Raw genomic sequence first — 12,751 nt, 5'->3', positions numbered from 1 at the left:
AAGCAGCGAAAATCGATACAGAACAGGACCTTAGAAGGAATTTCAAATGAAGTGTTTTCTTAAGGTCCTGTATATGAATCAGTTCAAGGGAGGGTGCGAATAAGCACCCTCCACAACGAAACTGAAAAAATTAGTTTATTAAATTCAAATGCTTACAAAGGCGCATTTTTATGTTTGGTGACTTATTCGCACCTTCCCAAGGCACATGGTTAATTGAAATCAAAGGGTGCTCCGATTGGAGCATCCTTTTTATTACCTGACGAGGAGGTGTGAATTGAAAACGCTTTCAATTTCTCCCTAGTCGGCGGTTATTTTCACGTATTTTCAGTCACAGGCAATCATTGAAAACCTATTCATGAAACTATCTTTTTTGTTTTCATGTATCACTATGATTTAAAACGAAATTTATATTTCATTCAGACTGGCTTAAGGAAAGGGTTTTCATGGTGAAACTGTCATTTTTATGCGTTAAAGTGTGACTCACGTTAACTTTTAAACCCTTGGCTTTAGCTAGTATGCCCCCGCCGGAGCATATTCTGAGATAACAACAGCGCCGGTCCCCCGATGGGATGACATTTTTTATTTGTAACGAAGGAAAATGGTTTATGGCTACCAAGAAGAAGACAGACCAGGATCTCCAACTGGATAAAGATCAGCTCAAGGCGAGTATCGTGCGTCACCTGCGTTCTACCTTGGGTACAAGCGAACAGAAAGCCTCTCCGGATGCCTGGTGGAAAGCGACCGCTGCCGCCGTCAATGAACAGGTGTACGAGCGCCTGACCCGTACTCAGCAGGCTCACTTCAAGAAAGATACTCGTGCGATTCACTATCTCTCTGCTGAATTTTTGATGGGGCGTTTGACCTCCAACAACCTGCACAACCTCTCCCTCTACAAAGTCTGTGAAGAGGCGCTGGGTGAACTCGGTCTGGAACTGACCGATCTTTGCGAACAAGAGCCTGACATGGCCCTTGGCAACGGTGGCCTGGGTCGTCTGGCTGCCTGCTTCATCGATTCCCTGGCCACTCTGAACTACCCGGCGGTGGGCTATGGCATTCACTACGAGCACGGCCTGTTCCGTCAGGAAATTCAGGATGGTCGCCAGATCGAGCGTCCGGACTCCTGGCGCGAATATGGCAACCCCTGGGAGATCTGCCGCCCGGAATCGGTGCAGGAGATCCCGCTCTACGGCTACGTGGAGACCGTCTTTGGTGACAAGGGTGGCCTGAAGAAGGTGTGGCATGCCGGTCGCAAGATCAAAGGGGTGCCCTGGGACATTCCGGTGGTCGGCTTCGGTGGTCACACCGTCAACATCCTGCGTCTGTGGGAATCCCGCGCCTCCGAGTTCTTCGACTGGGACGTGTTCAACGCCGGTGGTTATATCGACTCCCAGGCCGAGAAGGCCCAGGCCGAGACCATCTCCAAGGTGCTCTACCCGAACGATGAGACCGACGCAGGCAAGGAGCTGCGCCTGATCCAGCAGTACTTCTTCTGCGCCTGCTCCATCAAGGACATCATGCGTCGCTACAAGCGGGTGCATGGCAGTGACTTCAGCAACTTTGCCGCGCAAATCGCCATCCAGCTCAACGATACCCACCCCACCGTGGCCATCCCCGAGCTGATGCGCGTGCTGGTGGACGAAGAGGGGCTGAACTGGGATACCGCCTGGGGCATCTGCTATCAGGTCTTCTCCTACACCAACCACACCCTGCTGCCGGAAGCGCTGGAGAAGTGGTCCGTCAGCCTGTTCGAGAAGGTACTGCCCCGTCACCTCGAGATCATTTATGAAATCAACGCCCGCTTCCTGAACGAGCTGGTGGAGCCCAAGTGGCCGGGCAACGATGCCATCAAGGCCAAGCTCTCCATCATCGAAGAGGGTGACGTGCGCAAGGTGCGCATGGGCAACCTGTGCGTCATCGGTTCCTCCAAGGTGAACGGCGTGGCCGAGATCCACTCCAAGCTGGTGAAGGAAGATCTCTTCCCCGAGTATTCCGAGCTGTGGCCCGAGAAGATGTGCAACGTCACCAACGGCGTGACTCCCCGTCGCTGGCTGCTGGCCTGCAACCCGGAACTGGCCGAACTCTACAACGAGGTGGTGGGCAAGGAGTGGCCGCTGCAACTGGACAAGCTGCGTAGCGTGGTGAAGTTTGCCGACGACAAGGCGTTCCAGCAGCAGTTCATGACCATCAAGCGCCACAACAAGGAAAAGCTGGTCAAGGTCATCAAGGCGGAAACCGGTATCGACGTGAGCGCGGAGGCGATCTTCGACGTCCAGATCAAGCGTCTGCACGAGTACAAGCGTCAACAGCTGAACCTCATCCACATCATGGCGCTCTACCGTCGCCTGCTGGCGAACCCGGACTATGACATGCATCCGCGGGTGTTCATCTTCGGCTCCAAGGCGGCGCCCGGCTACAAGCTGGCCAAGGACATCATCTACGCCATCAACAAGCTGGCGGAGCGGGTCAACAACGACGCCCGTATCCAGGGCAAGCTGAAAGTGGTGTTCATGCCGAACTACCGCGTGAGCCTCGCCGAGAAGCTGATCCCGGCGGCGGATGTCTCTGAGCAGATCTCCACCGCAGGTTACGAAGCATCCGGTACCGGCAACATGAAGATGGCGCTGAACGGTGCCATCACCATCGGGACGCTGGATGGAGCCAACATCGAGATCGCCGAAGAGGCGGGGGCCGAGAACTGCGCCATCTTCGGTCTGAACGTGGACGAGGTGAAGTCCCTGAAGGCGCGCGGCTACAACCCGTATGACTTCTACTACGCCAACTCCGAACTGAAAGCCGTGCTGGACTGGTTTGATACCGACTATTTCACGCCGGGTCGCCCGGGGGAGCTCTCCTCCATCAAGCGCTCCCTGCTGGAAGGGGGAGACCCTTACCTGACCCTGGCGGATTTCGAGTCCTACTCCGAGGCGCACAAGCTGATCGACACCTGGTACCGGGATCCGGCCCTGTGGGCGAAGAAAGCCATCATCAACTCGGCCACCATGGGCAAGTTCAACTCCGACCGCTCCATCCAGGATTACGTAGACCGGATCTGGAAACTGACGAGCTGCAGCGTCGGCTGATGTCTGCTCCAGTGAAAAACCCCGCGATGCGGGGTTTTTTTTCATCTGTCGGGTTGAGAGAGGCTCAGGGCCTGTCGACCACCCGGGTGTCCGCCGGCACCCGTTTCTTGCCGGTGATCATCGCCCTGACGAGATCGCCCCGTACCAGACGATCCAGGGCGATGACGGCCAGTACATGGACGAAGATGGCCACCTGCAGCCCCTTGGCAAAGAACTCGTGGATCTCTTCCATGCGATGGGTGCCGGAGAGAGGCCCGTATTCGGTCATGATCCCGCTGGCGGCGGTGCCGACAAGGCAGGTCAACAGCAGCAGTATCATCAAGGACCCCAAAGGATTGTGACCGGCGTAGTAGGGGTGGCGCCCCTTGATCGTCTCCTTGAGATAGGTGATGACGCCGGCCGGTGTCGGCAGCCACTGGGCGAAGCGGGCATGATAGGAGCCGATGAATCCCCATACGATGCGCAGTGCCAGCAGTCCGGCCAGCGCATATCCCGCATAGCGGTGGTTGCGCGCCCCCTCTTCAAGGATGAAGAGATTCAGCACGCACAACAGCACAGTGGCCCAGTGAAATCCCCTGACCACCGGATCCCATACCTTGATTTCACGGTTGTTCTGCATCGTCTTACCCATGAGGTGATCCCTTGTCGTGATGTCCATGATCATCGCCATCGTCAGCCATGGCTGCGTGATGGCCGTTGTCAGCATCATGGAGGCGATTTCTTAAGTGCAAGTTAATGTCGCCGTGATCTCGCGGGTAGGGAGTGCGGTGGTTTCGGGGCGAGAAAAAGCCCCGACGATGCGGGGCTTGGAGGGCATTAGGGGGGCGAACCTCAGTGGAGGATATCCCCCATGAAATAGGCCAGCATGGTCAGGATGACGGTGAACACCAGGTTCAGTACCAGGCCGGCCCGCATCATCTCCCGCTGCTGGATATGGCCGCTGGCGAAGACGATGGCGTTGGGGGGCGTGGCCACCGGCAGCATGAAGGCACAGGAGGCGCCGACGGCGATCAGCACCGAGACCACGATGGGGGAGACCCCCAGAGCCTCGGCCACCCCGGCGAACAGCGGCACCAGCAGCGCGGCAGTGGCGGTGTTGGAGACCAGCTCGGTCAGGAACACCACGAAGGCGGCCAGGCAGAGCAGGATCACGAAGATGGGCATGGAGGAGAGGCCGCTGGAGAGGTGTTCCGCCAGGAAGGCGTTGGCCCCGGTCTGCTTGAGGATGGCGCTCAAGGTGAGACCACCCCCGAACAGCAGCAGCACGCCCCAGTCGGTGTTCTGGTTGATGTCATCCCAGCTGGCGACCCGGCTGATGGCGATGGCCAGGATGGCGCCCATGGCGATCAGGGTATCGAACTGGGGAATGCCGCCCAGCGCCTTGGCAAGAGGTTGGGATCCAATCCACAGCAGCACCGTGGTCAGGAAGATGGCCAGGGTCACCTTGCGCTGACCTGTCCACTCGATGGTGACCTGCTCGGTGCTGACCTGGTGGGAGAGATTGGGACGGGTCACCCAGTAGAGCAGGCCGATGCCTACCGGCATGAAGATGATCACCACGGGGATGCCGAACTCCAGCCAGTCGGTGAAGCCCAAGCCCATCTGGGCGGCGGCGATGGCATTGGGGGGGCTGCCCACCAGGGTGCCGATGCCACCGATGCTGGCGCTATAGGCGACGCCAAGCAGCACGAAGACCAGGGTGCGGCGCTCCTTGTGAACGTCCAGCCCCTTCAGCATGCCGAGGGCCAGCGGCATCATCATGGCCGCGGTTGCGGTGTTGCTGATCCACATGGAGAGGGCGGCCGTGATGGTGAAGAGCACGATGGAAGCCCAGCCCAGGTGTCCCTTGGCGAGCTGCATCACCTTGCCGGCGATCTGGGTGTCGAGTCCCTGCTTGGAGAGGGCTGCAGCGAGGGCAAAGCCGCCAAAGAAGAGGAACAGGACGGGGTTGGCAAAGTCGGTCAGCGACTTGCTCATGTCGAACACCCCGAGCAGGGTGGCGAGCACCGGGATGGAGATGGCAGTGATGGTGATGTTCACCGCCTCGGTCAGCCAGAGGATGGCGATGAAGATCAGGATGGCCAGCCCCTTGTTGACCATGGGGTCAAACGGGAGCCATGCCAGCATGGCGCAGAGCAGGAGCAGATCCAGGATGACGATCCCGGACTTGATGTCCAGCCAGCGTGAGGGGGGAGTCGGAGGTACAGCCGATGTGTGCATAACGTTCTCTCGGTTAATTTATGGTTGTTGTTGTGATGCAGAGGTTACATATATCCCCCTGTTTGAAACAGGGGGATATGGTCAAATCATGTGGCGACTCACAGAGTCAAGTGAAAATGGATCTTCAATCAAACAGAAATGAAACATTTCATTTTCATTTGACGGGGGAGGTGAAGGAGAGCAGCCACTCCTTGAACAGGCTCTTGGGCAGGGAGCCGCTGCGCTGTGCCAGGATCTCCCCCCGCTGGAAGACCATCAGGGTAGGAATGCTGCGAATGCCATAGCGACCTGCGATGGCGGCCTCCTGCTCGGTATTGAGTTTCACGAAGCGAAGGCGGGGCTCAAGCTCCCGGGCGACCTCCTGAAAGACGGGGGCAAACTGCAGGCAGGGGCCACACCAGCTTGCCCAAAAGTCCACCACCACCGGGATGTCGGACTGGATCAGGGCATCGAAGCTGGCCTGACGCCCCGCCACCGGACTTTGTTCGAAGAGGGGGTGACGGCAGCGGCCACACTTCGCGTTTGAGTCTTCTTTTTCGACAGGCAGGCTGTTGCGGGTAAAGCATTGGCTACAATAGGTGGTGACAAGTGACATAATTGCTTCCTTATTTCATGGCCCGGCAACATCTTTATTGCAATCAGAGCGCTGACTAACGGTAACATAGCACTCAGTGGTTTTTCACAGTTGGCCTCCGGCCGTGACCTGATGTCACCGGATGGCCGACCATGACATGAGAATCGAGACGGGATGAAGAGTGTTGCACGGGCCAATCGTGTTGTCTTTGGCCTTATCATCGTATCGCTGGTGGGCTTTTCTGCCTATTGCTGGCAGTTGCTCAGCCAGCAGCAGCGTGCCTTCGATTTGAGCGTGGCGGCTGAGATGGTGCTCAATCGGGTCAATACCGATACCGTCTATCTGCTGGGGCGCGAGAAGGCCAGCGATGGCAGCGTACAGCAACGCCTGAGCCTGCTTTCCAGTCACCTGGACAGGTTCGTCAGGCTGGTGCACGAGGATCCGGAGTCGGTGGACGACCCCGGCTCCCAGGCGTTGCAGCGGGACATCGACGGTTATCTGCTGGATCTCGCCAGGCTCTACACCATGGAGATGACCATCGAGTATCTGGCTCCCCGCTTCCAGGGCCAGCTCAAGGCGTTGCAAGGCACCCTGCCGGTCGGTGAGGCGCAGTACCGCGACCTGACCGAACTCATGCGCCTGCACCACTACCTCCGACGCAGCTGGGATCAGAACGAGCAGCGGCAACTGTTGCAACTCCAGCAGCACCTGCTTGACCGCTATGGCGAGCAGCCGAGGGTCGCGACCCTCGTCCGGCTGGGCCAGGAGTTCAATCAGCAGGTGATGGAGTACCATCGCCTGCGCAATCAGGTGGTGGAGATGAAGGGGCTGAGCTCGCTGCCCGCCTGGAAGCAGAGCAAGCTGGAGCGGGCCTCCTCCCTCAAGAGCCGCTTCTACCTGATGGTGCTGGGGGGGGCGCTGCTCTGCTTCTCGCTGGTGGCCGCGACCCTGTGGCGTCGCAACCAGAAGCTGAGCGAGCTCTCTCGCCATGCCGCGCTGCTGGCCCAGGCCAAGAGCGACTTCCTGGCCAACATGAGCCACGAGATCCGCACCCCCATGAATGCCATCATCGGCTTCAGCGCCCTGGCACTGCAAACCAGTCTGGATCCCCAGCAGCGGGACTATCTCAACAAGATCAAATCCTCGTCGGACACCTTGCTGCTGCTCATCAACGACATTCTGGATCTCACCAAGGTGGAGTCCGGCAAGTTGACCCTGGAGGAGATCGACTTCGATCTCAGCGAGCAGCTCGACTCCCTCGCCGCCATGTTCGCGGATCTGGCGGAGCGCAAGCACATCGAGGTCATCATCAACAAGTCTCCCGCCGTGCCCGACTTTCTGCGCGGGGATCCGCTGCGCCTCGGTCAGGTACTGGTCAACCTGGTGAACAATGCCATCAAGTTCACCGAGCGGGGCGAGGTGGAGGTGGCCATCACCCTCACCAGCCAGCATCCCATGCGGGTCTGTTTCAGCGTGCGGGATACCGGCATCGGCATCGCCCCGGAGAAGCAGGCCCAGCTGTTCCAGCCCTTTACCCAGCTGGAGGCGGGCAATACCCGTAAATATGGCGGCTCCGGGCTTGGCCTCAACATCTCCCAGCGCCTGGTGGGGCTGATGGGCGGGGAGATCACCGTGCAGAGCAAGCCCGGGGTGGGCTCCACCTTCCTGTTCGAGATCCCCATCTCCCAGGCGGTGTACGGGGTCTCGGGGCGCCGGGTCTTCTTCGATCACCAGCCCCTGATCCTGATGATGGATGACAACGAGCTGGTGCTGGAGCTGGCCAAGGACATCCTGGGGCGGGCGGGGGCGTCCGTCATCACGGTCAACAGCCTCTCCCGCGCCCGTCAGGTGCTGCGGGAAGAGGGGCATCACATCCGCCTCGCCATCCTCGACTGGCGCATGGGTCAGGAGGATGGCCTGGACTTGGCCCTCGAGATGTACCAGCACAGCCAGTGGCGGCGCTTGCCTGTCCTGATGACCAGCGCCTGGTCCAGGGAGGGGCTGCACGGGCGGATGGAGAGCATGGGACTGACCCATTTCCTGGCCAAACCCATGACCGAAAACGCCTTGCTGGCCAAGGTGGACGAACTGCTCAACGGCAGCTCCCATGACAGCAAGGTCCGCCAGGCGGAGGCCCAGGGGGATCAGCAGCAGTTCCGGGAGCTGCTGCGCGGTACCCGGGTGCTGCTGGCCGAGGACAACCGGGTCAACCAGCAGCTCATTCTGGAGTACCTGCGCCGGGTGGAGGCCAAGGTCACCGTGGTGGACAACGGCCGCGAGGCGGTGGAGCAGGTGGCGGAGCAGCCGTTTGACGTCATCCTTATGGATCTGCAGATGCCGGTGCTGGACGGGCTGGATGCCACCCGCCAGATCCGCAAGATGGTGGACAAGCATGATGTGCCCATCATCGCCCTCACCGCCAGCGCCATGCCGGGGGACAGGGAGCGCTGCCTTGGCGTCGGCATGAACGGCTATGTCACCAAGCCGGTGAGCAAGCTCGATCTCTACAACAACCTGCTGCAATGGGTGAAGAGCAGCGGCGGGGAGCCCAAGGTGCCCATCGAGGTCAAGCCGCCGGCCCTCATGGGCGTGCTGGATCTGGAGGATGCCCTGCGCCGGCTGGAGCATGACAGGGAGGCGCTGCAGATCCTCTTCAAGCTGTTCCTCTCCGAGCACAAGGACGATCTGTGGGACATCCGCACCGCCCTGCGTCGCCAGCAGCCCGAAGTGGCGTGCCGCTTGCTGCATACCCTGAAGGGGGTCTCGGCCAACATCTCCGCTTCCCGCCTGCAACTGCTGGCCGGGGAACTGGAGTGGCGGCTGCGGCTGCAGGAGGAGCTGAGCGAGGGGGAGCTCAACCAGTTGCAGCAGGTCTTTACCCAGACCCGGGAGGAGGTCTCCCACTTCCTGCTCACCGGGGAGCAGCAGGAGTCGGTCGCTTTCCCGTTTTCGCCCCCCGACAAGCGGCTCTGAGGGAGGGCAAGATAGCAATCGTTCTCAAGTCACCCGCTTCAGGCTATGATGACCCACTCGTTCGCCCCCGCCAGGGGGCGATTGTATTGAGCTTCTCTTCATGATCACGCGGCAGCGCGCCGCGACCAAGGACTTCTCTGTGAGCGTATTTTTGCGGCTTGGCTGGTTTTTCAAGGATCAGTGGCGGCGTTATCTGGTGGCCATCTCCCTGCTGATGCTGGTGGCCCTGTTGACCGTGATCCCCCCCAAGGTGGTGGGCTGGGTGGTGGATGGCATCGCCAAGGGTGACCTGGACAGCGGCACCCTGACCGGCTATCTGGCGGGGCTTTTTGGCCTGGGACTGCTTATCTACCTGCTGCGCTACGTGTGGCGGGTCATGCTGTTCGGTGCCTCCTACCGGCTCGCCTACGTGCTGCGCAACCGGCTGTTCAGCCACTTCACCCGCATGAGCCCGGATTTCTACCAGCGCCACCGCACCGGTGATCTGATGGCCCACGCCACCAACGACATCCAGGCGGTGGAGATGACCGCAGGGGAAGGGGTACTGACCCTGGTGGACTCCTTCATCGTCGGCATCCTGGTGCTCTCCATCATGTGCAGCCAGTACTCCTGGCAGCTGACCCTGCTCTCCCTGCTGCCCCTGCCGGTGATGGCCTTCTTCATGAACCGCTTCGGGACCCAGATCTACAAGGAGTTCAAGGCGGCTCAGGGGGCCTTCTCCCGCCTCAACAACAAGACCCAGGAGGCCCTCTCCGGGGTGCGGGTGCTCAAATCCTACGCGGTCGAATCCCTAGAGGACGAGGGCTTTGCCGAGCTGACCCGTCAGGCGGGGGAGCGCAACATGGCGGTGGCCCGCATCGACGCCAAGTTCGACCCCGTGATTTACCTGTGCATCGGCTGCTCCTATTTTCTGGCTGTCGCAGGGGGCAGCGCCCTGGTGCTGCAAGACAAGCTGACTCTGGGGGAGCTCACCAGCTTCACCATGTACCTCGGCCAGCTCATCTGGCCCATGTTCGCCATCGCCTGGCTGTTCAACATCATCGAGCGGGGCAGCGCCGCCTACTCGCGCATCGAAAGCCTGCTGGGGGAGCACAGCGACATCGAGGAGCCGGCCCATCCCATGGCGCTGGCCTCGGCCTTTCCCCTGCGGGTGCTGGGGCTGGGCTACCGGCTGGAGCAGCGCACCCTGTTGCAGGGGGTGGATGTCACCCTGCAGGCTGGCGCCATGCTGGGGATAGTGGGACGCACCGGGGCAGGCAAGAGCTCCCTGCTCAAGCTGCTGATGCGCCTGGCCAACCCCACGGCCGGGGAGATCCGCATGGGGGAGGTGCCCATCTCGCAACTGTCGCTGGGTGAGCTGCGCAGCCAGTTTGCCTATGTGCCCCAGGAGCCGTTTCTGTTCTCCACCACCATCGCGGCCAACATCGCCCTGGGCCGCCCCGAGGCGAGCCGGGAGGAGATTGAGCGGGTGGCGCGCATCGCCTGCGTTCACGACGACATCAGTCGCTTCCCCAAAGGGTATGAAACCGAGGTGGGAGAGAAGGGGGTGACCCTCTCCGGCGGTCAGAAGCAGCGTCTGGCCATCGCCCGCGCCCTGCTGCTGGATGCCCCTATCCTGGTGCTGGATGACGCCCTCTCGGCGGTGGATGCCCACACCGAGCAGCAGATCCTGCTGGCCCTCAAGGTCCACAAGCGCACCCTGGTGCTGGTGAGCCACCGCATGACGGCGGTGGAGCAGGCGGACGAGATCCTGGTGCTGGAGCAGGGAGCGATCAGCGAGCGGGGCCGTCACGAGACCCTGATGGCCAGGAACGGCTGGTACGCGGACATGGTCCGTTACCAGCGCCTGGAGCAGGACGTGGAGGAGAGCCTGTGAACAGGATGACAAGACCCCAGGCACCCCTCACCCCTCTCCCGACTCCCGCGAGCGGAGAGGGGAGCAAAGAGAGTCAATTTCCGTGGAACGTTGCGCTGGAGGCCAGTCTGTGAATCCAACCATCAAACGGCTGCTCGCCTACTGCGCCAGCTACCCCCGCTGGCTGGTGCAGGCGGGCATCTGCCTGCTGCTCGCCACCGGCGCCGAGGTGGCGGGCCCCTTGCTCATCAAGCTCTTCATCGATGACTACCTGGCGCCGCGCCGGCTGGAGTGGGGCATCATCGCCGCCCTTGCCGCCGGTTATCTGGGGTTGCAGGTGTTGTCGGCGGCCGGCTTCTATCTGCAATCCCTGCGCTTCAACCGCATCGCCCAGGCGGTGGTGCAGCGTCTGCGCGAGCAGGTGTTCGCCACAGCCATCCGCCTGCCTGCCCGCTATTTCGACAAGCACCGCTCGGGCTCCCTCATCTCCCGCATCACCAACGACACCGAGGCGATCATGAACCTCTATGTCCAGGTGATAGGGCTCCTGGTGCAAAAAGTGGTGCTCCTGTGCGGCATCCTGCTCTCCATGGCGCTGCTGGATCTGCGCCTGATGCTGGTGTGCGCCACCCTGCTGCCGGCGGTGGGAGCCGTGATGTGGCTCTATCAGAAACTGAGCGTGCCCGTGGTGCGGGCGACCCGATCCTTGCTCTCCGACATCAACAGCCGTCTCAACGAGTCGTTGCAGGGGATGCCGGTGATCCAGGCCATGGTGCAGGAGCGCCACTTCGCCAACGCCTTTGCGGGGGTGAACCAGCAGCACTGGCAGGCGCGGATCAAGAGCCTCAAGATCAACGGCATCCTGCTGCGCCCCCTCATCGATCTCTTCTACATGATGGTGCTCATCGGTCTGCTGGCCCTGTTTGCCCACGAGGGGCTGAGCACGGCGGGGGCCATTCAGGTGGGGGTGCTTTACGCCTTCATCAGCTATCTGGGGCGGATGATCGAGCCCCTCATCGAGATGACCAACCAGCTCAACCAGTTGCAGCAGGCCATGGTGGCGGGGGAGCGGGTATTCGCCCTGCTCGATGAAACCCGCGAGAGCACCGACGGGGAGGTGCGCTCCCTGGAGGGACGGGTACGCTTCGACGGGGTGGGCTTCTCCTACGACGGGGAGCAGCAGGTACTGCAAGATGTGAGCTTTGCCACCCGGCCGGGCCAGATGCTGGCGCTGGTGGGCCACACCGGCAGCGGCAAGTCCACCATCATCAGCCTGCTGATGGGTTTCTACCCCCTGGATCGGGGGAGCATCCACTTCGATGATCACCCCATGAACGACCTGGCCCTCTCGGCGGTGCGCCGCAGCATCGGCCTGGTGCAGCAGGATCCTTTCATCTTCGTCGGCACCCTGGCCGAGAACCTGCGCCTTGGGCGTGACGGCATCGAGGATGGGCGGCTCTGGCAGGCTCTGGAGGAGGTGCAGCTGGCCGATTTCGTGCGCCGCCTGCCCGATGGCCTGGCCACCCTGATGGAGGAGGGGGGCAAGAACCTCTCCGCCGGCCAGCGCCAGCTGCTCTCCTTTGCCCGCGCCCTGGTGGGGGATCCGCGCATCCTCATCCTGGACGAGGCGACCGCGAGCGTGGACTCCCAGACCGAGCTCGCCCTCTCCCAGGCGCTCTCGGCGGCGCGCCGTGGCCGCACCACCATCGCCATCGCTCACCGCCTCTCCACCATAGTGGATGCCGATGAAATCCTGCTGCTCTCCCGCGGGGGGGTGAGCGAGCGCGGCACCCATGGCGAGCTGATGGCGCTGGGAGGACACTATGCCCAGCTGTTCGAGATGCAGAGCCAGGGGGCCTGGCTTGAAGAGAAACGGGCCTGAGGCCCACCTAAAAAAACAGCCGGCATCTGCCGCAATGCTGTTCACTTAAGAGAATTTGAGTTCCAGTCCACGTAGTATCAGGGCTAAAAAATGGTTCATCGCGGCTTTCCGGGGAAGGCCGCCTTGATTTTCAGAAAAAAGTATTCTGAGTCCCTAAATCCATATGC

General features: G+C 61.1%; 7 protein-coding genes. 4 read left to right on the top strand and 3 right to left on the bottom strand.

Annotated features, from left to right (window positions below; all coding sequences use genetic code 11):
* Nucleotides 1-605 precede the first annotated feature (605 nt).
* Entirely contained in the window at nucleotides 606-3,080 is a 2,475-nt protein-coding gene (locus OKB81_RS15870; RefSeq protein WP_160838988.1) for a glycogen/starch/alpha-glucan phosphorylase, read from the top strand.
* A gap of 64 nt (nucleotides 3,081-3,144) precedes the next feature.
* Here the strand turns inward: OKB81_RS15870 and OKB81_RS15865 are convergent, their stop codons facing one another.
* The 3 genes from OKB81_RS15865 to trxC form a co-directional block, all read right to left on the bottom strand.
* Nucleotides 3,145-3,711: a cytochrome b/b6 domain-containing protein gene (locus OKB81_RS15865; RefSeq protein WP_151027674.1), complete on the bottom strand. Its 567-nt coding sequence runs from the start codon at nucleotides 3,709-3,711 to the stop codon at nucleotides 3,145-3,147.
* A 200-nt stretch (nucleotides 3,712-3,911) separates the two neighbouring features.
* A complete protein-coding gene (locus OKB81_RS15860; protein WP_045524563.1) occupies nucleotides 3,912-5,300 on the bottom strand; it encodes an SLC13 family permease in 1,389 nt (462 codons plus the stop codon).
* A 154-nt stretch (nucleotides 5,301-5,454) separates the two neighbouring features.
* Complete coding sequence (trxC, locus tag OKB81_RS15855) at nucleotides 5,455-5,895, bottom strand: thioredoxin TrxC (RefSeq protein WP_270805312.1); 441 nt, start codon at nucleotides 5,893-5,895, stop codon at nucleotides 5,455-5,457.
* Between the two features lie 153 nt (nucleotides 5,896-6,048).
* Between trxC and OKB81_RS15850 the strand changes: the two genes are divergently transcribed.
* The 3 genes from OKB81_RS15850 (at nucleotide 6,049) to OKB81_RS15840 (ending at nucleotide 12,584) form a co-directional block, all read left to right on the top strand.
* Nucleotides 6,049-8,847: a hybrid sensor histidine kinase/response regulator gene (locus OKB81_RS15850; protein ID WP_160838992.1), complete on the top strand. Its 2,799-nt coding sequence runs from the start codon at nucleotides 6,049-6,051 to the stop codon at nucleotides 8,845-8,847.
* A 139-nt stretch (nucleotides 8,848-8,986) separates the two neighbouring features.
* On the top strand, nucleotides 8,987-10,723 hold the full coding sequence (locus OKB81_RS15845) for an ABC transporter transmembrane domain-containing protein (protein WP_160838994.1): 1,737 nt from the start codon (nucleotides 8,987-8,989) through the stop codon (nucleotides 10,721-10,723).
* A 109-nt stretch (nucleotides 10,724-10,832) separates the two neighbouring features.
* Nucleotides 10,833-12,584, top strand: a complete 1,752-nt coding sequence (locus tag OKB81_RS15840; RefSeq protein ID WP_160838996.1) for an ABC transporter transmembrane domain-containing protein — start codon at nucleotides 10,833-10,835, stop codon at nucleotides 12,582-12,584.
* Nucleotides 12,585-12,751: the final 167 nt, after the last annotated feature.

Origin of the sequence: Aeromonas sp. QDB56 (assembly GCF_027705505.1) — a bacterium.
Lineage (GTDB): Bacteria > Pseudomonadota > Gammaproteobacteria > Enterobacterales > Aeromonadaceae > Aeromonas > Aeromonas caviae.
The sequence above is the reverse complement of the archived record's forward strand: the minus strand, read 5'-3'. Positions and strand labels throughout refer to the sequence as shown.